Here is a 26,123-nt window from a genome sequence, read left to right on the forward strand (position 1 = left end):
GACCATGAGCTTCGACCGGATCGTCCAGACCACCCTGTGCCCGTTCGCCAAGCCGTCGAGGATGGGCCCGCCCCTGGCCGTGACCTCCGCCGACGTGGAGGCGGAGCTGCTCGCCCACCGCACCGCCCTCGCCGACTTCTTCCGCACCGCGCGGGCCGAGGAACGCGACGGCATGGTCCTCACCTTCGAGGACCCCACGCTGGGCGCCACCCTGGAGTCCCTGACCCGGCTCACCCGGCGGTTCTTCGAGGCGCTCTGCGCGATGTACCCGAGCGTCTACATCCAGGACTCCCCGGACCCCGACGAGACCTGGTACGCGATGATCGAGGGCGAGCGCTTCTTCGTCGTCTCCTTCGCGCCGTGCTACCCCGAGCACTCGCCGCGCCACAACCACGGCAGCCCGCACACGTACTTCCTGCTCCAGCCGGCCTCCACCTTCGAGCGCCACGCGCCCGCGATCGACAAGCGGCGCGAGCGCATCCACCGGGCCTTCTCGGCGGTCGGCAGGCCGTACGACGCCCACCTCGCCAACGTCGAGAACGACATGTTCAAGTCCGTCATGCCGATCGCCCCCCTCGACCGGCCCGTCCGGTGGTGGCAGGACGGGAGCGACGAGGACACCGGGGAGGTCGCGGCGACCGGGGCGGCGGAGGCGCACCGGGCGGGCCGGGAGGTCGCGGCGGCCGGGGCGCACCGGGCCGTCCGGTCCGTCGCGGCGGAGAAGGCCGGGTAGGAGGAGGGATGCTGGAGGAACTGCTGCCCCGGCCGGTCGCGACCGCCGAGGCGTTCGGCGACCCCGCGGGCCCGCCCGTCCCCTACCCCGGGGAGGAGCACCTGCTGCCCCACGCGGTGCCCGCGCGGCGACGGGAGTTCACCACGGCACGGGCCTGCGCCCGCCGGGCCCTCGGCCGGCTCGGCGCGCCGCGGGTCGCCATCCCCCACGACTCCGCATCGGCCCCGGTCTGGCCCGCCGGGATCGTCGGCGGCATCACCCACTGCGCCGGCTACCGCGCCGCCGCGGTGGCGCGCGCCGCGGACGTCGCCGCCCTGGGCCTCGACGCGGAACCGCACCGGGCGCTCGACCGCACCGGCGTCCTGCACATGGTGACGGACGCCGCCGAACGCGCGCACCTGGCCGAACTCGCCGCGCTGCGGCCCGACGTGCACTGGGACCGCGCGCTGTTCAGCGCCAAGGAGAGCGTCTACAAGGCGTGGTCGCCGCTCACCGGCCGCTGGCTCGACTTCCTGGAGGCCACGGTCGCCTTCCAGCCGCGTACGGAGACGTTCACGGCCCGGCTGCTCGTGGACGGGCCGCTGGTCGACGGCGTGCGGCTGGGCGGCTTCGAGGGGCGGTTTCTGGTCAGGGAGGGGCTGCTGGTCACCGCGACGACGGTGTGCCGGTCCCCCGGCGCGGGCCGCCGTGCCGACAATGACCCCGACCTGGCCCGATCGAGGGGAACTCCGTGACCCGTGCTGCCGATTCACCGCTCACCGCCTACGGGTGGGACACCGACTGGGCGGCCGCCTTCGCCCCGTACGCGCCGACGGGCCTGGTGCCCGGCCGGGTGGTGCGGGTCGACCGGGGCCGCTGCGACGTGGTCGTGGCGGCCGACGACGACCCACCCGGCACCCGTGCCCCGCTGCGTACGTTACGGGCCGAGAGCGATCCCGCGAGCGGCCTGTGCACGGGCGACTGGGTGGCCGTCGACACGGCGCCGCCGGCCGGCCCCGTGGTACGCGCCCCGCTGCCCCGCCGCACCCGCTTCACCCGCTCCACCTCCTCGGCCCGCTCCGAAGGCCAGACCCTCGCCGCCAACATCGACCTCGCCGTGATCGGCGTCTCGCTCGCGGTCGAGCTGGACCTCGGCCGGCTCGAACGGTTCCTCTCCCTGGCCTGGTCCAGCGGCGCCCAGCCGGTGGTCGCCCTGACCAAGACCGACCTCGTCCCCGACATCACCCACCTCGTCGCCGACGTCGAACAGGCGGGCCCGGGCGCCGGGGTCTTCCCCGTGAGCTCGGTCAGCGGAGCCGGCCTCGACGCCCTCGCCGCCGAGCTGTCGGGCCGTACCTCCGCCCTCCTCGGGCAATCGGGCGTCGGCAAGTCCACCCTCGTCAACGCCCTGTTGGGGACGGAGGAGCAGGAGTCGGGGCCCGTGCGGGGCAGCGACGGCAAGGGCCGCCACACCACCACCGCCCGCGAGCTGCTGCTCCTGCCCCGGGGCGGGGTCCTCATCGACACCCCCGGGCTGCGCGGGGTCGGCCTGTGGGAGGCCAACGACGGTCTCTCGCAGGTCTTCTCGGAGATCGAGGAGCTGGCCGTCCACTGCCGCTTCCACGACTGCGAACACCACGCGGAGCCGGACTGTGCCGTCCTCGCGGCGGTCGAGGCCGGCACGCTGTCCCACCGCCGGTTCGAGAGCTACCGCAAACTGCTGCGCGAGAGCGCCTGGATCGCCTCCCGCACCGACGCCCGGCTGCGCGCCGAACTGAGCAGGGAATGGCGGCGCCGAGAGGCCGCGGGGCGCGAGATGTACGAGCGCAAGCGTGGCGGGAAACACCGCAAGGCGTTCTGACGGTGGTCCCGCCACCACCCCCGCGGATACCCGTCTGGCCACTTGCAGCCACTGCACCTTGGTGCCACCGCAACTTCTTGTGACGCCCGTTCGGACCCTGACAGATTACCCATCGGCGGCCGGTGAAGGAGAGCCACACAAATGGCAGGCTCACCGGCCCGTCCGGGGGAGGGGAATTTCCTCCCGTCACTTCGACGGAATCGGACGAGAAAATGCGACGCAAGGCATTCGTCTACCTGATCTCCTGCGCTGCGGCCGTCACCACGACGGTCCTGGGAACCACCACGGCGCGGGCCGCGGACACCTACCCGGTGACCTCCGCGGCGCAGAGCGGCCCGACCACCGCCGCCACCGGTCCGAACGACGACGGCGACAGCTGGGGCTGGGACTGACACCCCCGGGCAGCAGGGGCCTCGGCCCCGCCCGCCCCGCCACCACCCACGCCAGAGAGGGCGAATTCCAGTGACCCATGACCAGGGCGTACTCCACTACGACTTGTCCACCGGCGAAGTCGCCCAGCTGGACGCGCTGATCGCCGAGCTGAAGGCGGGGGACTGCGACCCGGGCGACCCGCTCTTCCACGACCGGGCGTGGGAACTCGCCACGCGGCTCCCCGTCGGACTGCGCAGGTTCCTGGCCGATTTCCGCCGCGAGGACCCCGCCGCCGCTTTCAAGATCAGGGGATTCGTCGTCGACGACACCGCCGTCGGCCCCACCCCCCGGAACTGGGCGGAAGCCGCCCGGTCGGTCCGCACCCGCCGCGAGGAACTCTTCCTGTCGCTGATCGGCACATGCCTCGGGGAAGTGTTCAGCTGGCCGACCCTGCAATCCGGAAGAATGATCCAGAATGTGCTGCCGATCGCCGGCGAGGAGAACGAGCAGAGCGGCCACGGCAGCGATGTCCTGCTCGAATGGCACACCGAGGACGGCTTCCACCCGTACCGCTGCGATTATCTGGCGCTGTTCGGAATCCGAAACCACGACCGAGTTCCGACCACCGTGGCCTCCGTACGCGATGTGACCCTCGGCGAGGACACCCGCAAGATCCTTTCCGAACCGCGTTTCTACATTCTTCCCGACGACGAACACCTGCGGCAGCTGGCCGCCCAGCAGCCGGACCACCCCGGACTGGCGCGCATGCGGGCCATGCGCGAGACGCCGGAGCCCGTGGCCGTCCTCTTCGGCGCCCCGGACTCGCCGTACCTGCGGATCGACCCCTTCTTCATGCGCTGCGTCGAGGGGGACGCCGCCGCCGAGCAGGCCCTCAAGGAGCTGGTACGGGAGCTGGAGTCCGCGACCCGGGACATCGTGGTCGAGGCCGGCACCCTGCTCGTCGTCGACAACTACCTCGCCGTGCACGGCCGCAAGGCCTTCACCGCCCGCTACGACGGCACCGACCGCTGGCTCCAGAAGGCGATCATCACCCGGGACCTGCGCAAGTCGCGCGAGACCCGCGACACCGCCGCCGGCCGCGTCCTGATCTAGTACCAGCGGCCCCGTACCCTGCCGGCCGACCACGGCCGCGTCCTGGTCGGGACCAGCGGTCCGAGCGCGGCCGCGTCCTGTTCCACCGGTTCCACGCCAACGGCCGCCTTCGGCCCGTGGACCGACGACACCGCACGAGGCAAAGGGAGGTGAGGCGCGTGACGGCAGCGTCGACGAGTGTGCCGCTGGACGCGATCGTCATGGCGGACGTCGCCGTCGTCCTGCTCGTGGGCGCCCTGATGGTCGCCCTCGGCCGACGGCTGCACCAGCCACCGGTGGTCGCGGAGATCGCGGCCGGGCTGATGCTCGGCCCGAGCGTCCTCGGGCTGCTGCCGGGCGACCTGCCCGTACTGATCTTCCCGCCCGAGGCGCGGCCCGCGCTGTCGGCGCTCGCCCAGGTCGGCCTGGCCCTCTTCATGTTCCTGGCCGGATGGGAGCTGGACCTCGGCCGGCTGCGCGGCCGGACCCGGTCCGTCGGCTCGACCGCCGTCCTCGCGATGGCCGTGCCGTTCGCGGTCGGCGCGGGCGCGGCGGCACTGCTGTACCGCTCCACGGCCCCCGACGGCGTCGGCGCCGACATCTTCGTCCTCTACCTCGCGACCGCGTTCTCCATCACCGCGTTCCCGGTCCTCGCCCGCATCATCCGCGACCGCGGGCTCGGCCACACCCGTGTCGGCACCCTGGCAATGGCCTGTGCGGCGGCGGGCGACGTCGTCGCCTGGTGCGTCCTCGTCCTCGTCGTCGCCCTGGCGGGCGCCGGCGGCACCGGCGGCTTCTTCACCGTCCTCGCCCTGACCGCCCTCTACGCCGCGGTGATGGTCCTCGCCGTACGGCCCCTGCTGCACCGGCTGCTGCGCGCGGCCACCCCGGGCCGGCCCGAGACCGGCGTCCGGCTCGTCCTGGTGGTCGCCGGAGTGCTGCTCTCCTCCTACGCCACCTCGTGGATCGGCATCCACGCCATCTTCGGCGCCTTCGCCTTCGGCCTGGTCATGCCGCGACCGGAAGAGCCCCGCCTGCGCCGGCAGCTCGCCGCACCGCTGGAGAAGACCTCCTCCCTGCTGCTCCCGGTCTTCTTCGTCCTCACCGGCCTCTCCGTCGACATCGGCGACCTCGGCGCGTCCGGCTTCCTCGCCCTCCTGCTCGTCCTGGTGGCCGCCGTCGTCGGCAAATACGCCGGCGCGGCCATCCCGGCCCGCCTGTCGGGGATGAGCTGGCGCGACGCCGGAGCGTTCGGCACGCTGATGAACACCCGGGGGCTGACGGAACTCGTGATCCTCGGCGTGGGCCGTGAACTCGGCCTGATCGGACCGGAGCTCTTCACCATGATGGTGCTCATGGCCCTGGTGACCACCGCGATGGCCGGGCCCCTGCTGCGCCTGCTCGGCGTGGGGGACGCGGCCCCGCCGGCCGGGGGAGGCGACGGCGGCGACCAGGCCCACGACAGCCGCAAGCAAGTGATCGGAGTCCCCTGATGCCCGCGCCCGTCTCCCGGACCCGCCTCCTCGGCTACGAGCACCGCGCCGACGGCACGGTCGTCATCACCCGTGCCTGCCGGATCGTCGCGGTCGTACGCGGCGACGCCCGGGTCCTGCGCCTCCTCGACGACCTGGAGGACGGCGACGCACAGGACGTGCTCGCCCGCTGGGCGACCCTCACCGCCGCGGCAGCGCTCTGACGAGAGCCCCTCGGGACCGGCGGGGCTCTGACGAGAGCCCCGCCGGTCCCGAGGGGCTCTCGTCACACGGCTCATGGCACGGCCGAGCGCCGGGCGGCCCGGGCAGGTCCGGGCCGCCCGGCGCGGTCGAGAGGACGAGCGCCGTACGGAAGAGCCTCAGTCGCCGTGGCCGGGCCCGCCGCTGCCGAAGCCGCCGCTGGAGATCCCGCCCCACTTGCGCTTCTCCTCGGTGGGCGGTTCGGACGACGTCTCGCCCGAGTTCTTCAGCTGGTACGGCATGAGACGGTGCTCGCCGTCCGACTGCGGCACCTCGGCGGACGTGCGGTACTCCGACTCCTCGCCGGGCAGCCCCGCGTCGTCCGGCCGGTGCGGCTGCTCCTCGGGCGTCGGGGGCCGGGGCTCACGGTCGCGGATCCTTCGACCCCAGGCGAAGGCACCGATGAGCACGGCGACCACGACAAGGCCGCCCAGGAGCTGGCCCAGGCCCCGGTTCCAGACGCCCGCGGCCATCGTCACCTCTGCCGACTGCATCACGAAAGCGTTCATATGCGCCGAATACCCTCGTTCGGTCCGCTCAGACATTCCAGAGCCCGAACCTTTTTCCCCGGTACCTGAAACATTCCCCGGGGGCCGTCGCATCAAAGAGGTGTAGCGACGAGGACGAGGAAGGGGAGGGTATGCAGAAGTCCCGCGCGGACGAGTTCATGGAATTCGCGTCCGCCCGATCGGGGCACCTTTTCCGGTCCGCATGCCTCATGACCAGCGGCGACACCCATCTCGCCGAGGACCTGGTGCAGGAGACGCTCGGCCGGCTGTACGCCATGTGGGGACGGATGGGACGGATCGGCAACCCGGCCGGATACGCCCAGACCGTGCTCGTGCGCACGTTCCTCGGCCATCAGCGGCGGCGCTCGGCCACCGAGCGGCCCCTCGGGGAACTCCCCGACCGGGCCCCCGAGGGAAACGACGACCCCGCCCTGCGGATCGCCCTGCTCGACGCGCTGGCCGCCCTGACGCCCAAGGACCGGGCGGTCGTGGTGCTGCGGTACTGGGAGGACCGCAGCATCGAGGAGACCGCGGAAGCGCTGCAGGTCAGCTCGGCGGCGGTACGCACGCGGTCGGTCCGGGCCCTGGGCAAACTGCGGGACGGGCTCGGCGGCAGCATCGCCGCCTTCGCCTCCCGCTGAAGCCCCCGCTTCAACAGCTTCATCTCGAACCTTCGAACCTTCGAACCTTCGAACTTTCACTCTTTCACTCAGGACGGAGACGGTGATTCGGCATGCCTCTGAACGAGGGACCCGGCCGGCACGGACAGCACGAGGAATTCGAGGAGAGGCTCGGTGAGGCCCTGCGCCACACGGGTGACGGCTTCGCCGCGGACGACCGCCACGAGCTCGCGACCGGCGGCCTCCGGCGCGGCCGACGACGGCTGGCGCGCCGCCGCGCGGGCATGGTGACCGGCAGCGTGCTGGCCTTCGCCCTGGTCGGCGTCGGCGGCGTCTACGGCGGCGACCTGCTGGGCTCGGGCGACGGCACCGTGGAGGGGACGGCCACGGTCGGCGCGTCCAAGCCGACCGCGGCCGGCGCCGAGACTCCGGCCGAGCGCAAGCCGGACGAGGCGCGGATCCCGGTCGAGGACATCGCCGCCGTCGTGAAGGCGAACACCCCGGCCGGCACCTGGACCTTCCAGGGGCTGGAAGGGACGGGCCAGTCCGTCACCGGCGTCTACGACGACGGCCGCGGCAAGGCCGGCTTCTCCCTCGGCCTGTACCGCGCCGGGAACACCGGCGAGGCGGGCTCCGACCAGGTGGAGTGCCCGGACAAGACCTACGTCCCGTACGACGACTGCGTCAGCGAGCAGCTGCCGAACGGCTCCCGTCTGATGGTCCTCCAGGGGTACGAGTATCCGGACAAGCGCGTGGAGACCAAGAACTGGCGGGCGGTGCTGCTCACCAAGGACGGCATCCTCATCGACGCGAGCGAGTGGAACGCCGCCACGCAGAAGGACTCCCCGATCACCCGCGAGAACCCGCCGTTCGACGCCGCGCAGCTGAAGACGCTGGTCACGGCCCGGGGCTGGCTGCCGCTGATCAAGCAGCTGCCGCCGGACAGGAAGGCGGCCCCGGTCGACCAGGCCGACCCCGGCACCCCGCCCCCGGCGGCCGAACTCGGCAAGGGCGAGATCCAGGCGATCCTGGACGCACTCCTCCCCAAGAAGCTGCGGGTGGTCGGCCGGGGCGGTGACGTCGGGTTCGGCCATGTCGTCGTGAATGACGGCAAGGGCAAGAGCCTCGTGCAGATCAACGTGCAGCCCCGGATGGGCGACGTCGCCGGCGAGCTGTTCGGCAGCGGCGACGTCACCACCCTGCCCGACGGCCGGAAGGTGAAGCTCACCCAGCAGCCCGGTGAGAAGGGCGGCGCGGGCGTCGTGTGGTGGACGGTCGACACCATCACGCCGGACGGCTTCCGGGTCGTGGTCTCCGCGTTCAACACCGGCGCCCAGCACGAGGCCGCCACCCGTGCCGAGCCCGCGCTGACGATGGAGCAGCTCAAGACGATCGCGCTCAGCCCGAAGTGGCAGCAGCCGTCCGCCGGCTAGAACCGGCCGACAGGGCCCCACGCCCCTGAACGGGCGCGGGGCCTCGTCCGCCTCAGGACGTGGCCGCGTGCCCGGGACCGGCGTGGTGGCCGGTGCGTTGCGGTGCGGTGCGTTGCGGTGCGGTGGCCGGGACCGGGGCGCGGGGCCAGGCGGCCGGGTGGGCCGGGACCGGTGCGGTGGCCGGGACCCGGGCCCGGCCACCTGGCACGCCCCGGGCCCTTGCCCAGGGTCCTTGCCCGGGCCCCTGGCCTGCGCCCCGCCCCGCCCTTTCCCCGGCTCACTTCGCGTCCGAGTACCGCTCCACCGTCGCCGTCGTGAACGGGAACCGCACCGGCGTCACCCCGAACACGATCCGTCCGGCCTCGTCCCCCGCCGCGCGGATCGCCTCCGTCACCGCCTCCGCCTCCCCGGCCGGGCAATGCACGATCACCTCGTCGTGCTGGAAGAAGACCAGCTCCGCGCGCATCCCCGCCGTGGCACGGCGCAGCGCGGCGAGCACCAGCAGCGCCCAGTCGGCGGCGCTGCCCTGCACCACGAAGTTGCGCGTGAACCGGCCGCGCGCCCGTGCGTTCCCGGAGGCGTGACCGGGCGTGAAGTCGCCGCCCGCCCCCGGCAGGTCCCCGCCCTCCTGAGGGAGGCCCCCCTCCTGCGGCAGGCCGGCCTCCTCGTCGTCGCCCGCGCCCACCGCGCGCGGGCTCGTGCGGCCGAGCCAGGTCCGCACGAGCCGGCCCTCCTCGCCCGCCTTCGCCGCGTCGTCGACGTAGGCCACCGCCCGGGGGAAGCGGCGCCGCAGCGCGGCCAGGTTCTTCAGGCCGTCCCCGCTGGTCTGGCCGTAGACCGCGCCGAGCAGCGCCAGCTTGGCGTGCTCGCGGTCACCGGAGAAGGCGCGGTCCGACAGCCGGGTGTACAGGTCGTCGGGGTGCCCGGCGACCTCCATCAGGCCCGGGTCGCGGGAGATCGCCGCCAGCACCCTGGGCTCCATCTGATCGGCGTCGGCCACCACGAGCCGCCACCCCTCGTCGGCGACGACCGCCTGCCGTATCACCTTGGGGATCTGCAGCGCCCCGCCGCCGTTGGTGGTCCAGCGCCCGCTGACCGTGCCCCCGGGGACGTACTCGGGGCGGAAGCGGCCGTCCCGGACCCAGTCCTGGAGCCACGACCAGCCGTGCGCGGTCCAGATCCGGTACAGCTTCTTGTACGCGATCAGCGGCTCCACCGCCGGGTGGTCCAGCTCGGCCAGCTCCCACCGCCGGGTGGACTTCACCCGGATGCCGGCCTGCGCGAAGGCCCTGATGACGTCGGCGGGCAGATCGGGCCGGACACGGCGGCCGAAGGCGGCGGAGACCTCGTCGGCCAGCTCGGCGAGGCGGCGCGGCTCCCCGCCGCCCGCGTACCGCTCGCCGAGCAGGCCGTGCAGCACCTCCCGGTGCACGTCCGCCCGCCAGGGCAGCCCCGCCCGGTGCATCTCGGCGGCGACGAGCATGCCCGCCGACTCGGCGGCCGTCAGCAGCCGCATCCTCCCGGGATGCTCGGCCCGGTCATGGCGGCGCTGCTGCTCGGCGTACACCTCCAGGAGGCCCTCGAAGGGGACCTCGGCGGCCGGGGCGGGCTCGAAGAGCGAGTCCTGCGAGCCCGGCTCGGCGGACCGCTGCGGCGGGTCGGGCGGCACGGGGGCGTTCCGCAGCCGGGCGAGGGCGGCCGCCGCCGACCGCGGCTCACCCAGGCGCCCCTCGTGCCCGAGGAGGAGCTGCTCGGCGCCCTCGATGTCGTAACACCGCTCGACGCGCACCCCGGCGGCGAGGAGACGCGGATAGACCTCCGGGGTCGAGCGCCAGACCCAGCGGGTGACGTCGGGCCGCGAGCGCACGGCCTCGACGAGGTCCGGCTCGTGTCGCACGGGCCCGGCGGGCAGCCCCTCGGGGCCGAGGGGGACGAGCCGCGCTCCGCCACCCTCCGCCTCTCCGGCCAGCGCCCACCTCTCGCTCATGGGCGCGAGTCTGGCACCCGCCACTGACAGCGGCAGGCGCCGACGGGACGCGCCGGGGGGCCTACGCCGCCTTGTGGAAGAGGGCGGCCGCCTCACCCCGTGACGCGACCCCCAGCTTCGTCAGGATGTTGGCGACGTGGAACTTCACCGTGGACTCGCTGATGTGCAGTTCGCCGGCGATCTGCCGGTTGCGCAGCCCGAGCGCCAGACGGGTGAGGACCTCCAGCTCGCGGGCGCCGAGAGCGGTCAGCGGGTCAGCCGCCCCGGCCGGCGCGTCCGGGGTCGCCAGCGGGGATCACGGCGGTGATCGTCGTGCCCCAGCCCGGCACCGCCTCCATGTCCAGGTGCCCGCCCAGGACCTCCAGACGGTCGGTGATGCTGCCCGCGCCCAGGTCGCACGGGTCCAGGCCGCCGGCCCCGTCGTCCCGCACGGCCGCCCGCAGCTCGTGCTCGGTCAGCTGCCAGCCGACGTGGACCCGGCGTACGGAGTCCTGCTCCAGGATCACCAGCAGCAGCGCCCGGACGATCGCCCGCGCGCTGTGCGCGACGTCCGCCGCGAGCGAGCGCTCGGTCTCCGGGGGGCCGAGTTCGAGCCGTACCGCGCTGTGCCGCAGCATCGGCCGCAGGTCGTCGGCGAGCCGGGCGAAGGCCTCCCGGGCCGGCTCCTCGGCGATCAGCCGGTCGCGCTTGGTCTCGGCCCGCATGTCGACCAGCGCGGAGACCGCCAGGTCGGTGGCGGTCGCCCGGGCGGTCGCGTCGTCCAGGGCGCGGCTGCGCAGCACCCCGAGGACCCCCGAGAAGGCAGCGGCGTGAGCCGTCGACAACTCCGCGATCACCCGCGCCCGGGTGTCGGCCGCCGCCCGGGAACGGGCGAGCGCCCCCGGCAGCGCCTCGACCGCGAACCGGTCGAAGTGGCTCGTCACCAGGTCCCACAGCGCCTGCACCACGGCCAGTCCGTCCCCGGCGACGTGCGCCGAGCCCTCGTCGCGCAGGAGCACGAGCACCGACCGGCGCGCGGTCGCGTCGCTCGTGACGGCGACGACCTCGCGTACGGCCCCGCCGACGACCACCCGGCCCTGCCACGGGCTGCCCGGGACGCCGGAGCCGAGCAGCGGGGCGAGGTCGGAGGCGACCAGCGGATCCGTCTCGCCGACGGCCTTGAACGGCGAGTGGGCGCAGTGGGTGGAGAGTTCGGCGGCGCCCCGGTGCGGGACGAGGGGCGCGAGGGCGGCCGAGAGCCGGGGGAGGATCTCGCCCAGCGGCTGCCGGATGATCTCGTACGCGGTGGTCAGCGTGGTCGCGTCCATGCGCTTCAGCGTAGTCAGCGGGCGGGGGAGCGGGGCTGGTCTTCCGGCCAGGTGGGACTGGCCGTCGGGAGGGCCTGGCGGCACCGTCCGGGATCGCACGCTTGAGCCGTCACCGGCGGACGGTGACGGAGGAGGGCGAGATGGAAGCGATCGTGTACGAGGAGTTCGGCGGCCCGGAGGTCCTGCGCCACGCGAGCGGGGTGGCCGTGCCGGAGCCGGGGACCGGCGAGGTACGGGTGAAGGTGGCGGCGGCCGGCGTCAACCCCCTCGACCACAAGCGTCGTCGCGGCTGGGTCGAGGCGTTCTACCCGACGGTCTTCCCGGCCGTTCCCGGCCTGGAGTTCGCCGGGACGGTGGACGCGCTGGGCGAGGGCGTCGTCGGGGTGGACGTCGGTGACGAGGTGTTCGGCTGGACGACGACCGGCGCCTACGCGCAGTACGCCCTGTCCTCGCTGTTCCTGCCCAAGCCCGCCGGGCTGACCTGGGAGCAGGCCGCGAGCCTGCCGGTGGCCGGGGAGACGGCGGCACGCGTCCTGGGCCTGCTCGGCGTGAAGGAGGGCGAGACGCTGCTCCTGCACGGGGCGGCGGGTGTCGTCGGCGCGGTCGCCGTCCAGCTCGCGGTCGCGGCCGGCGCGACGGTCGTCGGCACGGCCTCGGAGGCCAACCACGCCTACCTACGGGAGCTGGGCGCCGTGCCGGTGGCGTACGGGGAGGGTCTGGCGGGCCGGATCGGGGCGGCGGCCCCGGACGGCGTCGACGCGGTCTTCGACGCGGCGGGTCACGACACACTGCCGCTCTCGATCGATCTGATGGGCGGAGAGACGCGGCGGATCGTCACGATCGCGGCGCCGGACGCGGCGGAGCTGGGGATCGTCTTCTCGGGCGTCACCGCGCCCGCGCCCGAGGTCCGGGCCTGGCTGACGCACCACGCCCGCCTGGCGACGGAGGGCCGCCTGTCGGTCCGCCTGGCGCAGACGTTCCCGTTGAAGGAGGCGGCCCGGGCCCAGGAACTGAGCGAATCGGGGCACGCGCGGGGGAAGTTGATCCTGGTGCCGTAGGGGGCGGGGCTACGGGTACCGGGGCAGGTCGGCGGTGGAGATCGTCCAGTGGGCGATCGTGATGTCCTCGCCGTAGTAGAAGTCCTTGCGAGTGGCGTAGCGAGGTCCCTCAGGGGTGTCGTGGATGTCGGACAGGACGGCCCCGGAGCCGGTTCGCGGATCGAAGATCACGTACAGGGGGACTCCGAGGAGGGGGTAGTCGCGCACCTTGCCGACCCAGTCGTTGTCGGGGTCGGACCGCGAGACGACCTCGATTGCGGCGAGCAGGGTGCGAGGGTCGAACGATCCGTCGCCTTGGAGCGCGCGGGCGCGCTGGGGTTCTGGTTATCCATCAGGAAGGTCTTGCTTCCTCGGTGGTCAGGCCCTCGATCGGGATCGCTAGTCCCGGCCGGGGGCCGTCGTATGTCCGGAGCTGTCGGCGCGAGCATATGCCAGGCAACCGGTCCCCAATCCGGCCCAGTTGGCCCAAGTCGCCCATGTGAGTGACGCGGTCCGCCGGGGAGGCTGGGAGGGTGGGGTTGGTACTTTCCCTGGGTTCTTTAAAGCTTTTCCGTCGTGGGTCACCGGGGCGCGGCCACCCGTGTCGCGGCGCCCTCGGGGGCAGCCACCCAGGACGTGGGACGGCCGACGCGGACCGGGTCACCGCGCAGTGCGAGGACGGGGCGGTGACCCGGCTCCGACCCCGGTCACCGCCCCGTCCCACCACCTTCGCCGCTCAGCGCGTCAGGCGCCACGCGGGAAGGACCGCCGATCCGGCGGCGACCAGGGCGCAGATCCCCGCCGCCGCCCCGACCGCGTCCCAGGGAAGGGCGAGCGCGACCGGTGCGGACAGGGCCGCGAGGCCCGCGCCCAGGGCCGCGAGGTGCACCGCCGTCACCGCCAGTCCGAGGACCGTGCCGATCGCCACGGCCAGAGCCGCCTCGCCCGTCACCACCCGCAGGATCTGCCCGCGCGTGGCCCCCGCGAGCCGCAGGGACGCCAGCTCCCCGCCCCGTACCGACGTCGCCATCAGCAGCGTGTTGGCCAGCGCGATCACGGTGTAGACGAGGGCGATGCCCAGGACCAGGAGCAGCCCGAGCCGCGTCTGCGGGCTGGTCACCGGGTGAGTGGCGGCGGCCCACTCCTCGACGGTCCGCACCGTTCCGCCGGCCGCCGCCAGCGCCCGCGGGCCGTCCGTGCCGCGGGCCTCGATCCGGTCGACCACCGCGCCGGGGGCGTTCGCCCGGGTCACGTACGGCCCGTTGTCACCCGTGCCGCGCGCCAGGACGGCCACGACCCGCAGCCGTACCGGCCCGCTGCCGTCCGCGCGCCAGACGTCGACGTCCGCGCCGACACGGGCCCGCTCCCACTCCTCGTCGACCACGATCGACCGGTCGTCGAGAGCGGCCAGGTCCCCGGCGACCACCGGCAGCCGCGCCAGGTCCGCGAAGGCCGCGGGATCGGTCACCGCCCGCGCGCCGTACCTCACCAGCGCCTCGGCCCCGTCCCGTACGAAGACGGAGGTCGTCGCGCTCGCCGAGACGGTCGCGCCCGGGACGGACACCGGGCGCAGGTCCGCGCCGCTCACCACGTACCGGGCCGCCGTCTGTTCGCGTGCCTCGGCCGCCCGGGTGCTCGTCACCGTCGTGGCGGAGCCGAGCAGGGAACCGGCCAGCGCGACCGTCACGAGGACGGGCGCGGCGACGGCCGCGGTGCGGCGCACGGCCGCCGCGCTGTTCTCCCGTACGAGCATGCCGGTCACCCCGGGCAGCCGCAGGGCCCGCGCCACCGGGCGCACCAGCACGGGGGCGAGCAGGGCGACGCCGCTGATCAGGAGCATCGGCTGGGTCGTGTACGTCTTGCGCTTCATCAGCTCCGACGGCTCGGTCAGGCAGGTCCACACGAGCAGGCCGAGGCCCGTGACCAGCAGACCCGCGCCCAGCAGCGCCCGGCCGGGCGGCAGGACGTCCGTGTCGACGTCCGCGTCCCGCAGAGCCGCTGTCGGGCCGATCCTGCCGGCCCGGCGGGACGCGGCGACCGCGCCGGTCACGGCGACCGTGACACCCGTCCAGAACGCGGTGTGCAACGGCCAGGCGGCGCCTCCGATCGCGAACCAGTCGGGGGCGAGGCCCCCGTCGACGAGCACCCGCGCCAGCCGGGGAGCCCCCAGGGCGCCGAGCGCGCACCCGGCGGCCGAGGCGACGACGCCGAGGCCCACGGCCTCGGCGAGCAGCATCCGCCGTACCTGCCCGGGAGTCGCGCCGGCCGTGCGCAGCAGCCCGAACTCGCGGCGCCGCAGGGCGACCGCGAAGGCGAAGGTGGAGGCGACGACGAAGACCGAGACGAAGGTGGTGACACCGCCGGCGGTGCCGAGGAGGGCGTTGAGGGCGACGAGCGCCTCGGCGTCCTGCCGCGGCTCGGGGTCGGCGAGCCGCCGCTCGCCGCCGGTGAGCACCCGGGCGCGGTCGCCCACGACCGCACGGACGGCGTCGGCCGGGCCGTGGACCCCGACGGCGTCGGGGGCGCGGCCGGGTGCGGCGGTGTCCCGGCCGTCGGCGCCGCCGCCGCGTGGGCCGGCGGCGCCGGCCGTCCCCGTGTCCGCCGGTCCGTCCGCCGTCTTCACCGCCGCCGTGCCTTCGGCGGTGGTGACGGTCCAGCGGGCCTTCAGCTCGCGCAGCAGTTCGGTATCCACAGGCTGTGGACGGTCGAGTCGCTGCGACACCCGCGCGGTGTCCGGCCCCCGCCGTACGTCGACGGTGAGCGCGTCCCGCCCCATGACGACCACCGGTGCGGAGGCGAACCGCCGTGGCTCCCGCTCGGGGGCGTCGAAGGTGGCGGAGAGGCCGAGGCCCATGACGGTGAGCAGCCCGACCCCCAGGGCGAGGGCGACGAAACCGCCGAGGAACGCGGCCCAGCGGGCGCGCAGGCCGGAGAGGACGACGGTCAGCACGCCACGGCCTCCGTCTCCGGACCCGCCATGCGCGCGGCGACCCGCTCGACGGTGGGGGAGGAGAGCTCGCCCGCCACCCGCCCGTCGACCAGGAACACCACCCGGTCCGCGCGGGAGGCCGCCACCGGGTCGTGGGTGACCATCACGATCGTCTGACCGTCCCGGTCCACCAGCTCCCGCAGCATCGTCAGCACCTCGCGCCCGGTCGTGGAGTCCAGGGCGCCGGTCGGCTCGTCCCCGAAGAGCACCGCCGGGCGGGTGATCAACGCCCGGGCGATCGCGACCCGTTGCTGCTGTCCGCCGGAGAGCTCCCCCGGCCGGTGCTTCTCCCGGCCGGCCAGCCCGACCCGGTCCAGCGCCTGCCGCACCTCGGTACGGGAGGGGCGCCGCCCGGCCAGCCGCAGCGGCAGCGCCACGTTCTGCGCGGCCGTGAGCGAGGGCAGCAGGTTGAACGACTGGAAGACGAAGCCGATCCGGTCCCTGCGCAGCAGGGTGAGCCGCCGCTCGCTCAGCCCCTCCAGCGCGACCCCGCCCACCTCCACCCGCCCGCCGGTGGGCCGGTCGAGCCCCGCCGCGCACTGCAACAGCGTGGACTTGCCGGAGCCGGAGGGACCCATGACGGCGGTGAAGGTGCCGGTGCGGAAGTCCAGGTCGACCCCGTCGAGGGCGCGGACGTCATGGTGGTGGCGGTGGAGGTCGACGAGCCGAACGGCGCTTGAGGTCATGACGCAAGCCAACCGTCCGGCGGCCCCCCGATCACGACCCCTGGAGGGCGTCTCGGGGGTAGGGCCGGCCCTACCCCTTCCGTGCCGCCACCGCCCGTGACTCCCCCGATTTCGCGATCGTGTTCGGTGAGGACCATGCTGGTGGGGCGGTCGTGGTCGCACGAGGCGGGCACGCGAGGAACGGGACGCGAAGCGGTCGTGAGTACGCAGACGGTGACGGAGGCGCTGAAGGCGCTGTACGGGGACGACGACAGGGCGCTGGACACGGCGGCGTCGCTGCTGGCCGCCGACCCGGGGGCGGACGCGGAACTGGCCCGCCGGGGCGAGGAGTTCGTCCGCCGGGCGTGGGAGCGCGGCTGGCAGCCGGCGGATGTCGTACGGCTCGCCCGGCGGGACCTGGAGGAGGCGCACGTCCGCCTGCTCGGCGCGCTGGTCGTGGCCGAGACGGCGGGCTACGAGCGGCTGCCGGCGCGGTGGTCGGCGCAGCTCGCCGAGCTGGACGCGCGGCCGTGGAAGGCCGACCGCTTCTCGTACGCGACGGCGGTCCTGGAGCTCTACCGGCTGCTGGTCCGGCTGCCGTCCCTCGACCCGGTGGGACCGATGCCGGGCGACGCGCTGATCCCGCCCCCGGTGGCGGGCGAGCCGCGCATGCTGACCCGGATCCGGGCGCTGCTGGCCAAGGCGGAGGCCACGGGGTACCCGGAGGAGGCGGAGGCGCTGACGGCCAAGGCGCAGGAGCTGATGGCCCGGCACAGCCTGGACGAGGCGGCGCTGGGCGCGTCGGGTGCCTCGGGGACGCCGGGGGCGGAGACGCCGGGGGCGGTCCGGATCGGGGTGGACGCGCCGTACGAGCAGGCCAAGGCGATCCTGCTGGACGCGGTGGCGACGGCGAACCACTGCCGGGCGGTGTGGAACGAGCCGTACGGCTTCTCGACGGTGGTCGGCTTCGAGACGGACCTGGAGCCGGTGGAGCTGCTCTACACGTCGCTGCTCGTCCAGGGCACGTCGGCGATGACGCGGGCGGAGGCGGAGCAGCGGGCCGGGGGCCGCAAGCGCACCAAGTCCTTCCGCCAGTCGTTCCTGCTGGCGTACGCGAACCGGCTGGGGGCGCGGCTGGCGTCCACCTCGCGCCGCGTGGCGGCGGAGGCGCCGACGCTGCTGCCGGTCCTGGCGTCGCGGGAGGTGGCGGTCGCGTCCCGCACGGACGAGATGTTCCCGCAGACACGGACGACGCGGGTACGCGCGATGTGGGACGAGGCAGGCTGGACCCACGGCACCACGGCCGCTGACCGCGCCGGCCTCCACCCCACCCGCCCAGCGGTCCCCAGGCGCCCCTGAACCACCCGGTGGCGCGCCCAGCCGCCCCTGAACCACCCCGTCGCGGCGGACCCGCCTCGCCCCGTTGCGGGCATACGCTCCGCCGCCCTCTCCCGCCCACCCCGTTGCGGGCTTACGTTCCGCCGGGGCGGAACGGGTGGGCGCAGCGGACGGCGCCCTTGCCGGGCCCAGGCTCCCCGTGCCGGCGGTGCCCAGGGGCGCGGCGCGCCTCGTGAGGTGGGCCCACCCCGGCCGCCGCCACCCGGCGGGTGCCCACGGCTCCGCCCCCGCCCGGGCCCCGCCCCCGCCCGGGCCCGCCCCCGCCCGGGCCCGCCCCCGCCCGGTGGCGGGCCCCCCGACGACCCCCACCCAAGGGCGGTACGCCCCTTTCGTACCGCTTCGCCGATACGCTCGAGCGCATGAGCTGGCTCCGTGCCCTGAGGGAGACCGCCCGTTCCGGGTTCGCCGTCGAGCGGCGGCGGCTCGATCCTCTCGTCGCCGCCCGCGGCGCCCTCGGCCTCGCGCTCGTCGTCGGCGTCTCCCTCGCCCTCTTCGGCCCCGGCGTCGCCATCTCCTCCGCCTTCGGCGCCTTCCAGGCCGCCATCGCCACCTTCCAGCGCTCCTGGCGCCCCCGCCCCACCCTCGCCCTCGCCTCCGGCGCCAGCCTCGCCGTCTCCACCTTCCTCGGTTACGTCACCAACGCCGGCGCCCACCCCGCCCCCTTTCTCGCCCTCCTCGCCCTGTGGACGTTCCTCTCCGGGCTCGCCTGGTCCGCCGGCCCCACCGTCGGCATCATCGCCTCCTCCAACGTCGCGATCATGCTGGTCACCGTCACCCTCCCCACCTCCGTCGCGGGAGCCGCCGGCCACGCCGCCATGATCGCCGCGGGAGGTCTCGTCCAGGCCGCGCTCGTCGTCCTCCTGCCGATCCGCCGCTGGGGCGCCCAGCGCGACGCCCTCGCCGACGCGCTCGCCGCCGAGGCGGACTACGCCCGGCGCCTGCGCCAGGACCCCATCGCCTCCTTCGACCCCGTGCCGCTCATGACGGCCCGCAACGCCGCCGCCGTCACCTCCCGGCAGGCCCGCCGCCGCCCCGCCGAACTGCAGGGCCCCCGGGGTCTCGCCGAGCGGATCCGCCCCGTGCTCGCCTCCCTCGCCGACCCGGCCGTGGGCGTCCCCGCCGAAGGCCCCCAGCGCGGCCGGGTCCGCGAACTGCTGGCCGCCGCCGGTGCCGTCCTGGACGCCGCCGCCCACGCCATCCGCCGCGGTGAGCCGGTGGACCTCCCGCCCGCCGCGCTCGCCGCCCTCCGCACCCCCGACACCGGCGCGATCCTCACCGGCCCTCCCCGCAGGGCGGCCGTCCGGCTCGCCACGCTCCTCGACGACGTCGTGGAGACCGCCGACCCGCGTACGGAGGCGGCCGCCGAGGCCCGCTCGCTGCCCACGCTCCTCCGGCTGACGCCGGTGGCCCTGGCCCGGATGCGCGGCGAACTGCGCCACGAGTCCCCGATCCTGCGCCACGCCGTCCGTGTCTGTGCCGTCACCGTCGTCGGCTACGTCATCGGTACCGTCCTGCCCCTGGGGCACGGCTACTGGGCCCCGATGGCCTCCGTGATGGTCATGCGCCCCGACTTCACGCAGACCTACGCCCGTTCCGTCGCCCGCTTCGGCGGCACCCTCGTCGGCGTCGCCCTCGCCACCGGCATCGTGCAGGCCGCCCACCCCGGCATGTACGCCTCCGCCGCGCTCGCCGTCGTCAGCGCCTTCGGGATGTACCTGCTGATGCGCACCGGATACGCCGTCAGCCAGGTGTGCGTCTCGGCGTACGTCGTCTTCCTGCTCGGCGTGGGCGGTTCGGAGTGGACCCAGACCGTCCCCGAGCGGGTCGTCCTCACCCTGCTGGGCGGGATCCTCGCGATGATCGCGTACGCCGTCTATCCGGCCTGGGAGACGCCCCTGCTGCGCCACCGCCTCGCCGACTGGCTGGTGGCGGGCGGGAGGTACGCCGCCTCCGTCGTCGCCCACTACGCCGCCCCGGTGGGCGCCGTCTCCCCGGACGTCCGCGAGGCCCTCCTGGAGGCCAGGACGGCCCGGATCGCCTGGCAGGAGGCGGTGGACCGGGCCACCCACGAACCCGTGCGCCACCGGGGGCTGTCCCACGCGGCCGCGGACGAGGCCGGCCACGCCCTGGCGCAGTTCGGCCGGGTCGCGATGCTGATGGAGGCCCACCTTCCCGAGCGCGGCGCCCCGCCGGTCCCCGCCGCCGCCACGCTCGCCGAGGCGCTGCGCCGGGCGACGGAACGGGGCGCGAAGGAGGTACGGGAGCGCGGCGAGCCGGCCTGGGAGGACGTACGCGAGACGGTCGAGGCATGGCGCGCGGCCCCGCCGGACCACTTCCTCCTCCACAAGGGGGCCGAGCTGCTCCTGGACGCCCTGGACGACCTCACGGCAGCGCTGCAGGACTCCGCCCGGCGCTCCTGAAGGACCGCCGCGCCCCCGAGCCGGCCCCCGCGAGCCCTCCGCCCCCTTCCGAGCCCCCGGCGCCCCGAGCCCTCCGCCCCCGGCCCCGCGCGCCCCCGAGCCCCCGGCCCCCCCGCGTCCCCGTGCCCCCGCCTTCGTGCCGTCCTCCCCCCGGCCCGATTCCCGGGCCGTCTGCCCGCCCGTGTCATCCGGCTCCGCCCTGAAGGGAGTTGAGAGGAGTGGAGACCCACCCGAGGAGTGGAGACCCACCCGACACCCCAGGAGTCACCGGATGAAGAAGCACCTGCTGACCGCGGCCGTGGTCGCGGCGGCGTTCGTCACCGCCGCGCCCACGGCCGTCGGCGCGCCGGCCGCCCACCCCGCCGACGCCCGACCGGCGGCGAGCGCCGCCCCGGCCGCGCCCGCGCCCGCCGCCGTGTCCCCGTCCCCGATCGAGGTCGTGCGGCCCGATGAGCGGGTCGACGCGGGGAAGGGCTGGACGGTGTGGCTGACCCGCCAGGGCAAGCACTGGGCGGGGGAGGACGGCTATGAGAACTTCCGTAGCGTGGTCGACGGCAACATCGACCTCTCCGAGCCGGGAGTCAGCCACCAGTCGGAGGGCGACGCGAACGGGGCCTTCCACTCGGGGATCTTCTACGGGACCCACCGGGCGGGCCGGGTGGAACTCACCGAAGCGGACGGCACGAAGACCGTGGCGGCACTGCTGTCGCTGCCGGGCCGCCCGGGCTGGGGTGTCTGGTACGCGCACACCCCGCCGGCCGAGAGCGGCTCGGCGGTCGCGCTCTACGACCGCGAGGGCCGGCTCCTCGCCGACCTGCCGGCCTGGGACCGCTGACCGGACGCGACTGTTCCGCGGCGGTGGCGCAGTTTGCCCTGTGCCACTTCCGCAGCCGCTCCGCGGCGGTTCCGCAGCTGTCCCACGGCTGTTCCGCGGCGGTTCGGCGGCAGGGCCCGGCACGGGGCGGGCCCTGCCCCCGCCTTCCACCACCGAACGATCGTGAGGTCCCCCCACCGTGTCGCACGAGTTCGCCGCGCCGCACGAGTCCGATGCCGAGGACGACGGCTTCGCCGCGTTCGCCGTCGCGGCCTGGCCCCGCCTGGTGCGCACGGCCCAGTTGCTGACCGGCGACTTCCACGAGGCCGAGGACCTGGTGCAGACGACGCTGGCGAAGGTCTACAGCCGGTGGCGGAGGGTGCCGCGCTCGGAGATCGACTTCTATGTGCGCCGCGCCCTGATCAACAACAACCTCAGCCGGCTGCGCCGCAGACGGGTGGCCCACCTGCTCACCCCGGTGTTACCGGACTCGGCCCGGCACGCCCACGCCGGCCACGCGGAGGCGGTCGAACAGCGCACCGCGATCCTGGCGGCCCTGGCCGACCTCCCCGGCCGTCAGCGTGCCGTGATGGTGCTGCGCTACTGGGAGGACCTGAGCGAGCAGGAGATCGCGAACGTGCTCCACTGCTCGATCGGCACGGTCAAGACCCACGCCCGCCGCGGGCTCGCGGCGCTGCGCGCCCATCCGCTGCTCGCCGCCGCACCCGTCCCGCAGTTCCCCGCCTCCTCCGGAGCACGACGATGAACCCCTCATCCCCCCCCGAGCCCGAGCCCGTGCCGCAAGCGGCAGCGGAGGACGACGCGGTCGTCGCCGGGCTGCTGCGTCAGGCGTTCACGCGGGTCGCGCACGACGTCACCCCGAGCCCGGTGCCGCTGGCGGCCGTCCGGCGAGCGGGCCGCAGGCACCGCCGGCGCCGGACGGCGGCCCTGGCCGCGCTGGCGGTGCTCGGCGTCGTGACGGTCACGGCCGTGACCGTCGGCCGGCTCGGCCCCCCGGCCGTCCCCCGGGTCGCCGCCGCGCCCACCGCCGGACCGACCCCGACCGCCACCCGCGCGGTCACCGTCCCGCCGCCGGCGGCGAGCCCGGTCCGCGTGGTGCGCTCCGGCGAGCGGGTGGACGTGGGGAAGGGCTGGACGGTGTGGCTGACCCGCCAGGGCAAGCACTGGGCGGGGGAGGACGGCTATGAGAACTTCCGTAGCGTGGTCGACGGCAACATCGACCTCTCCGAGCCGGGAGTCAGCCACCAGTCGGAGGGCGACGCGGACGGGGCCTTCCACTCCGGGCTCTACTACGGAACCTCCCGGGCGGGCCGGGTGGAGCTGACCGGAGCGGACGGCCGGAAGACCGTTGCACAGTTGCTCGAACTGTCCGACCGCCCGGGGTGGGGCGTCTGGTACGCGCACGTCCCGCCGTCGCAGGACGGCCTCGGACTCGCGCTGTACGACCGCGCGGGCCGCCTCCTGACCGACCTGCCCCCCGTTTCCCGCGTCCAGGGCGTCCAGGGCGTCCAGGGCGCCCCCGGCGGCGCGCCGGACACGCCCTGAACCACCCCGGCCTACCTCCGCGCCCCGGGGGGACGGCCGGCCGTCCCCGTCACCACGACGCCTTCCGTACGCCCGGCAGGAACCCGGCGTGCGCCTGCTCCCTCAGGCGTACCCGGGAGATGCCGAACTTCCGCAGGTGCCCGCGCGGCCTGCCGTCCACGGCATCCCGGTTGCGGACCCGCGTCGCGCTCGCGTCGCGCGGCTGGCGCCGCAACTCCCGCAGGGCGTCGGCGCGTTCGGTGTCCGGAGTGGACGGCCGGCGGATGATCTCCTTCAGCTCGGCGCGGCGCGGGGCGTACCGCGCGACGACCGCCCTGCGCTGTTCGTCACGCGCGATCTTGCTCTTCTTCGCCATCAGACCGTCCCGCCCCGGGCGCGGATGCGGGCCACGGCGGCCTCGATCCCGATCCTGTCGACGGTCTTGATCGCGCGGGCGCTGAGCGTCAGCCGGACGTGCCGGCCCTCGCCGGGCAGCCAGTAGCGCTTGTGCTGGACGTTGGGGTCGAAGCGGCGGGACGTGCGCCGGTGGGAGTGCGAGACGCGGTTGCCGAATCCGGGACGGGCGCCGGTCAGCTGGCAGTGGGCGGACAAGGGTGACCTACCTCTCCGAGGGCTTATTGGCAATGGGAACCATGTTCATTTACTCTACACACCATGGCCCGCAACGAACTCCGCCCGATCGTCAAGCTCCGGTCCACCGCCGGTACCGGCTACACCTACGTGACCCGCAAGAACCGCCGGAACGACCCCGACCGCCTCACCCTGCGCAAGTACGACCCGGTCGCCGGCCGGCACGTCGACTTCCGAGAGGAGCGCTGAACCATGCGGAACGGCATCCACCCCCCGTACCGACCCGTCGTCTTCCGCGACAAGGCCGCCGGCTTCGCCTTCCTGACCCGCTCCACCCTCGGCAGCGACACGACGGTGGAGTGGGAGGACGGCCTGACCTACCCCGTCGTGGACGTCGAGATCTCCTCGGCGAGCCACCCCTTCTACACCGGCACCGCGCGGGTCCTCGACACCGCCGGGCGGGTGGAGCGCTTCGAGCGGCGCTACGGCCGTGAGCGGGAACGGCGCGAGGGCAACTGATGCCCCACCACCCCCACGACCCCCACCACCCCCACGACCCCCGCGAGCCCCACGACCCCTCGGGCTCCGACGAGCCCGCCCGCCCCCGCGCCTCCGACGCCCGCTCCGGCGCCTCCGGTGGCGACCTGACCGTCGCGCTCGTCGGGGGACTGCACGCCGACGCCCGCCGCGCCGCCGTGGACCGGCTCCTCGCCGCCGTCCCCGGCGCGGTGGCGCTCCACCACGACCTCGCGACCGCCCCGGAGACCGGGACGGTCGCCCGGACCGTGCGGGACGCCACCGGCGTCCTGTCCACGGGTGACACCCCGCTGGTCGACGACTGCGCCTGCTGCGCCCTGCGCGAGGACCTGGTCCCCGAGCTCCGCCGGCTCGCCGACCGTCCCGCCGGAGGTCCGCCCCGCCTCGCGGTCGTCGAGCTCTGGGACTCGGTCGAGCCCAAGGCGATGGCCGAGGTCGTCGCCGCGGCCGGGCTCCGGATCGGGGCGGTGATCACCGCCGTCGACCCGGCCCTCGTCCTGCCCTACCTCGGCAACGGCGACGACCTCGCCGACGCCGGGCTCGCGGCCGCCGCCACCGACCGGCGGACCGTGGCCGACACCTGGGCGCGCCAGCTGGAGTACGCACCCGTTCTCGCCCTTCTCGACGGCCCGGACGCCGACGACGAGGACCGCGCCCTCCTCACCCAGCTCCACCCCACCGCCCTGCGCGTGCCGATCGGCCGGGACGAGGAGCTGGTGGCCGCCGCCTTCGCCGGCTTCGACGTCGAGGCGGCCGGCGCCGCCCAGCATCCGGCCTGCGCCCTGTTGCCCCAGGAGGGCGACGCCCGCGGGGTCGCCACCCATGTCTGGCGCCGGCACCGGCCCTTCCACCCCGGCCGCCTGTACGCGGCCCTGGAGGAGCTGACCTGCGCCGCGGTCCGCAGCCGCGGGCGGTTCTGGCTCGCCGACAGGCCCGACACCCTGCTCGCCTGGGACGCGGCCGGCGGCGCCTTGTGCGTCGAGAGCGCAGGGCCGTGGCTGGCCTCGCTGCCCGACGCCGCCTGGGAGATGGTCCCGCCCGTCCGGCGGGCCGCCGCCGCCCTGGACTGGCATCCCGAGCACGGTGACCGCTGCCAGCACCTGGTCTTCACCTCGCCCGGCCTGGAGCCGGAGGCCCTGACAGAGGTCCTCGACTCCTGCCTGCTCGCCGACGCCGAGTACGCCGCGGGGCGCGAGGCGTGGAAGCGCCTGCCGTCCGCCTTCGACGCCTTCCTGGAGGTCTGAGAAGTCCCGCCGTGCCGTGCCGGCCGACACCGGTCGCCGCGTCCGGCGGCCGGGAGATGGCACCCTTGGGTACCCGCCGGTAGGGCGGCGGTACGCAGAGTCGCGTAGTCGACACAGCACCCCACGTGCACGTGCATCTGCTCATGCAGGGGCATATGAACACAGCTATGATCCGAGGAAGTTGACACGTGCACCAAGCAACTCGGGGAGCTACCAGTGCATCATGCGCATCATGCGTACAACGGCATGGCGGCCACGGAACTGTGTGGTGTCGTGTGGCAGAAGAGCCGGCACAGCAACTCCCAGGGTTCCTGCGTGGAGTTCGCCAAGTTGCCGGGCGGGAACGTGGCGGTGCGCAACTCCCGCCACCCCGACGGGCCCGCGCTCGTCTACACGCCCGCCGAGATCGAGGCGCTGCTGCTCGGGGTCAAGGACGGGGAGTTCGACCACCTCGTGTGAGACCCGCTCACGCGGGAGGAGGGCCCCGGCGTCCGCCGGGGCCCTCCTCCCGCGTGAGCGGGTCTCCTCGCGCCTCCCCCGCCCGTCGGCCGGGAGGCGCGGGCGGGCCTACTCGGGACCCAGCCGGAACAGCGCCCAGACCACCTTGCCCTTGAGCGTCCCGGCCAGCGGGTGCCATCCCCATCCGTCGCTGAACGAGTCGACGAGGAAGAGCCCCCGGCCCGACTCGGCGGCGCAGTCGTCGTCGACCTCGCGCGCCTCCGGGCTCTTGTCGCTGGGGTCGCGCACCGCGCACACCAGCCGCGAGGTCCAGCGCATCAGGTGCAGCCGGACCGGCGGATTCAGGCCTTCCGTGTGAGGTGCGTCCGCCGGCAGCGCGTGGCGCAGGGCGTTGGTGACGAGCTCGGAGACGACCAGGGCGACATCGTCGAAACGGTCGCCCAGGTCCCACTGCGAGAGCGTGGTCCGGGTGAACGTCCGGGCGCCGCGCACCGCGTCGTAACGGGGTGGCAGGGTGCAGGAGACCGAGGTGGAGACGGCGGCGGGGTCGATCGGCGGAAGCCCCTGCCGTAACGGCTCGAGCATGGTCGATCCATTCGTCCCCATGCGAGGCACTCCCGGAGATCGCGGCGAATCGCGGCTGTGGTGCGACGGCGTGGTGCTGGTGGTGCGACGACACGAGGTGGTACACGCGGCTGCGCGGGGTCCATGGTTCCGAAAGCGACCACCGGATGCAAGGGCAGATGCACGTGCACGCGGCGAAGCTGTCCCTCCCGTGCCGGATTCTGCGGAAATCTC

At 74.7% G+C, this 26,123-nt stretch carries 28 protein-coding genes and 1 pseudogene; 19 read left to right on the forward strand and 10 right to left on the reverse strand.

The features are described 5' to 3' along the window. Window positions 1-4: 4 nt before the first annotated feature. From ACZ68P_RS10080 to ACZ68P_RS10110, 7 genes are all read left to right on the forward strand, one after another. Complete coding sequence (locus ACZ68P_RS10080; RefSeq protein ID WP_471004710.1) at window positions 5-733, forward strand: YqcI/YcgG family protein; 729 nt, start codon at window positions 5-7, stop codon at window positions 731-733. 8 nt (window positions 734-741) lie between these two features. Beyond that, a complete protein-coding gene (locus tag ACZ68P_RS10085) occupies window positions 742-1,467 on the forward strand; it encodes a 4'-phosphopantetheinyl transferase family protein (protein ID WP_471004712.1) in 726 nt (241 codons plus the stop codon). Next, window positions 1,464-2,573, forward strand: coding sequence for a ribosome small subunit-dependent GTPase A (gene rsgA, locus ACZ68P_RS10090; protein ID WP_471004714.1), 1,110 nt, complete (start codon window positions 1,464-1,466; stop codon window positions 2,571-2,573). The genes ACZ68P_RS10085 and rsgA overlap by 4 nt, the downstream gene beginning before the upstream one ends. A 212-nt stretch (window positions 2,574-2,785) precedes the next feature. Next, entirely contained in the window at window positions 2,786-2,965 is a 180-nt protein-coding gene (locus ACZ68P_RS10095; protein ID WP_365712772.1) for a hypothetical protein, read from the forward strand. Window positions 2,966-3,035: 70 nt separating this feature from the next. Beyond that, a complete protein-coding gene (gntD, locus tag ACZ68P_RS10100) occupies window positions 3,036-4,058 on the forward strand; it encodes a guanitoxin biosynthesis L-enduracididine beta-hydroxylase GntD (protein ID WP_471004716.1) in 1,023 nt (340 codons plus the stop codon). 158 nt (window positions 4,059-4,216) lie between these two features. Next, window positions 4,217-5,530, forward strand: a complete 1,314-nt coding sequence (locus ACZ68P_RS10105; protein WP_471004718.1) for a cation:proton antiporter — start codon at window positions 4,217-4,219, stop codon at window positions 5,528-5,530. Beyond that, complete coding sequence (locus ACZ68P_RS10110) at window positions 5,530-5,733, forward strand: hypothetical protein (RefSeq protein ID WP_471004720.1); 204 nt, start codon at window positions 5,530-5,532, stop codon at window positions 5,731-5,733. The genes ACZ68P_RS10105 and ACZ68P_RS10110 overlap by 1 nt, the downstream gene beginning before the upstream one ends. Before the next feature lie 156 nt (window positions 5,734-5,889). On the opposite strand, the gene ACZ68P_RS10115 is transcribed toward ACZ68P_RS10110, so the two are convergent. Next, window positions 5,890-6,279, reverse strand: a complete 390-nt coding sequence (locus ACZ68P_RS10115) for a DUF6479 family protein (protein ID WP_471004722.1) — start codon at window positions 6,277-6,279, stop codon at window positions 5,890-5,892. Window positions 6,280-6,410: 131 nt separating this feature from the next. On the opposite strand from ACZ68P_RS10115, the gene ACZ68P_RS10120 reads away from it, so the two are divergent. Both ACZ68P_RS10120 and ACZ68P_RS10125 read left to right on the forward strand, forming a co-directional pair. Beyond that, complete coding sequence (locus ACZ68P_RS10120; RefSeq protein WP_365712762.1) at window positions 6,411-6,920, forward strand: SigE family RNA polymerase sigma factor; 510 nt, start codon at window positions 6,411-6,413, stop codon at window positions 6,918-6,920. Between the two features lie 92 nt (window positions 6,921-7,012). After that, window positions 7,013-8,332 carry a hypothetical protein gene (locus tag ACZ68P_RS10125; protein ID WP_471004724.1) on the forward strand — a complete coding sequence of 440 codons (1,320 nt, stop codon included), beginning with the start codon at window positions 7,013-7,015 and terminating at the stop codon, window positions 8,330-8,332. 277 nt (window positions 8,333-8,609) lie between these two features. On the opposite strand, the gene ACZ68P_RS10130 is transcribed toward ACZ68P_RS10125, so the two are convergent. From ACZ68P_RS10130 to ACZ68P_RS10140, 3 genes are all read right to left on the reverse strand, one after another. Next, window positions 8,610-10,319, reverse strand: coding sequence for a bifunctional 3'-5' exonuclease/DNA polymerase (locus ACZ68P_RS10130; RefSeq protein ID WP_471004726.1), 1,710 nt, complete (start codon window positions 10,317-10,319; stop codon window positions 8,610-8,612). A gap of 61 nt (window positions 10,320-10,380) precedes the next feature. Beyond that, window positions 10,381-10,608, reverse strand: coding sequence for a LuxR C-terminal-related transcriptional regulator (locus ACZ68P_RS10135; RefSeq protein ID WP_471004935.1), 228 nt, complete (start codon window positions 10,606-10,608; stop codon window positions 10,381-10,383). Continuing rightward, complete coding sequence (locus ACZ68P_RS10140; RefSeq protein ID WP_471004728.1) at window positions 10,574-11,626, reverse strand: sensor histidine kinase; 1,053 nt, start codon at window positions 11,624-11,626, stop codon at window positions 10,574-10,576. Before ACZ68P_RS10140 ends, ACZ68P_RS10135 begins: the two co-directional genes overlap by 35 nt. A 140-nt stretch (window positions 11,627-11,766) precedes the next feature. On the opposite strand from ACZ68P_RS10140, the gene ACZ68P_RS10145 reads away from it, so the two are divergent. Then, window positions 11,767-12,684 (forward strand): NADP-dependent oxidoreductase, encoded by a 918-nt coding sequence (locus ACZ68P_RS10145; protein WP_471004730.1) that lies wholly within the window; start codon window positions 11,767-11,769, stop codon window positions 12,682-12,684. 9 nt (window positions 12,685-12,693) lie between these two features. On the opposite strand, the pseudogene ACZ68P_RS10150 reads toward ACZ68P_RS10145, so the two are convergent. The 3 genes and pseudogenes from ACZ68P_RS10150 to ACZ68P_RS10160 form a co-directional block, all read right to left on the reverse strand. Beyond that, window positions 12,694-12,984 (reverse strand): annotated as a pseudogene (locus tag ACZ68P_RS10150) (Uma2 family endonuclease); the annotation flags it as partial. Window positions 12,985-13,399: 415 nt separating this feature from the next. After that, the gene (locus ACZ68P_RS10155) at window positions 13,400-15,613 is read right to left on the reverse strand and encodes an ABC transporter permease (RefSeq protein ID WP_471004732.1); all 2,214 of its coding nucleotides are present in this window, start codon (window positions 15,611-15,613) and stop codon (window positions 13,400-13,402) included. Next, a complete protein-coding gene (locus ACZ68P_RS10160; protein ID WP_471004734.1) occupies window positions 15,607-16,338 on the reverse strand; it encodes an ABC transporter ATP-binding protein in 732 nt (243 codons plus the stop codon). The genes ACZ68P_RS10155 and ACZ68P_RS10160 overlap by 7 nt, the downstream gene beginning before the upstream one ends. A 135-nt stretch (window positions 16,339-16,473) precedes the next feature. Here ACZ68P_RS10160 and ACZ68P_RS10165 point away from each other — a divergent pair, with 135 nt between their 5' ends. The 5 genes from ACZ68P_RS10165 (at window position 16,474) to ACZ68P_RS10185 (ending at window position 22,515) form a co-directional block, all read left to right on the forward strand. Beyond that, the gene (locus tag ACZ68P_RS10165) at window positions 16,474-17,676 is read left to right on the forward strand and encodes a DUF2786 domain-containing protein (protein ID WP_471004736.1); all 1,203 of its coding nucleotides are present in this window, start codon (window positions 16,474-16,476) and stop codon (window positions 17,674-17,676) included. A gap of 398 nt (window positions 17,677-18,074) precedes the next feature. Continuing rightward, window positions 18,075-20,135 (forward strand): FUSC family protein, encoded by a 2,061-nt coding sequence (locus tag ACZ68P_RS10170; protein WP_471004738.1) that lies wholly within the window; start codon window positions 18,075-18,077, stop codon window positions 20,133-20,135. A gap of 271 nt (window positions 20,136-20,406) precedes the next feature. After that, on the forward strand, window positions 20,407-20,970 hold the full coding sequence (locus tag ACZ68P_RS10175) for a hypothetical protein (protein WP_471004740.1): 564 nt from the start codon (window positions 20,407-20,409) through the stop codon (window positions 20,968-20,970). A gap of 178 nt (window positions 20,971-21,148) precedes the next feature. After that, the gene (locus ACZ68P_RS10180; protein ID WP_471004742.1) at window positions 21,149-21,715 is read left to right on the forward strand and encodes a SigE family RNA polymerase sigma factor; all 567 of its coding nucleotides are present in this window, start codon (window positions 21,149-21,151) and stop codon (window positions 21,713-21,715) included. Next, on the forward strand, window positions 21,712-22,515 hold the full coding sequence (locus ACZ68P_RS10185) for a hypothetical protein (RefSeq protein ID WP_471004744.1): 804 nt from the start codon (window positions 21,712-21,714) through the stop codon (window positions 22,513-22,515). The genes ACZ68P_RS10180 and ACZ68P_RS10185 overlap by 4 nt, the downstream gene beginning before the upstream one ends. A 49-nt stretch (window positions 22,516-22,564) precedes the next feature. On the opposite strand, the gene rpsN is transcribed toward ACZ68P_RS10185, so the two are convergent. Both rpsN and rpmB read right to left on the reverse strand, forming a co-directional pair. Next, a complete protein-coding gene (gene rpsN, locus ACZ68P_RS10190; RefSeq protein WP_471004746.1) occupies window positions 22,565-22,870 on the reverse strand; it encodes a 30S ribosomal protein S14 in 306 nt (101 codons plus the stop codon). Continuing rightward, entirely contained in the window at window positions 22,870-23,106 is a 237-nt protein-coding gene (gene rpmB, locus ACZ68P_RS10195; protein WP_471004748.1) for a 50S ribosomal protein L28, read from the reverse strand. Before rpmB ends, rpsN begins: the two co-directional genes overlap by 1 nt. Before the next feature lie 63 nt (window positions 23,107-23,169). On the opposite strand from rpmB, the gene rpmG reads away from it, so the two are divergent. The 4 genes from rpmG to ACZ68P_RS10215 all read left to right on the forward strand — a co-directional run bounded on the left by rpmG (window position 23,170) and on the right by ACZ68P_RS10215 (window position 25,325). Next, window positions 23,170-23,334 carry a 50S ribosomal protein L33 gene (rpmG, locus tag ACZ68P_RS10200; protein WP_329877375.1) on the forward strand — a complete coding sequence of 55 codons (165 nt, stop codon included), beginning with the start codon at window positions 23,170-23,172 and terminating at the stop codon, window positions 23,332-23,334. Between the two features lie 3 nt (window positions 23,335-23,337). Beyond that, window positions 23,338-23,604: a type B 50S ribosomal protein L31 gene (locus ACZ68P_RS10205; RefSeq protein WP_471004751.1), complete on the forward strand. Its 267-nt coding sequence runs from the start codon at window positions 23,338-23,340 to the stop codon at window positions 23,602-23,604. After that, window positions 23,604-24,866: a CobW family GTP-binding protein gene (locus ACZ68P_RS10210; RefSeq protein ID WP_471004753.1), complete on the forward strand. Its 1,263-nt coding sequence runs from the start codon at window positions 23,604-23,606 to the stop codon at window positions 24,864-24,866. The genes ACZ68P_RS10205 and ACZ68P_RS10210 overlap by 1 nt, the downstream gene beginning before the upstream one ends. A gap of 246 nt (window positions 24,867-25,112) precedes the next feature. Continuing rightward, window positions 25,113-25,325 (forward strand): DUF397 domain-containing protein, encoded by a 213-nt coding sequence (locus ACZ68P_RS10215; RefSeq protein ID WP_471004937.1) that lies wholly within the window; start codon window positions 25,113-25,115, stop codon window positions 25,323-25,325. A gap of 108 nt (window positions 25,326-25,433) precedes the next feature. Here the strand turns inward: ACZ68P_RS10215 and ACZ68P_RS10220 are convergent, their stop codons facing one another. Continuing rightward, complete coding sequence (locus tag ACZ68P_RS10220) at window positions 25,434-25,931, reverse strand: ATP-binding protein (protein ID WP_471004755.1); 498 nt, start codon at window positions 25,929-25,931, stop codon at window positions 25,434-25,436. Between the last annotated feature and the right edge of the window lie 192 nt (window positions 25,932-26,123).

Source organism: Streptomyces sp. NPDC036822, from assembly GCF_055609145.1.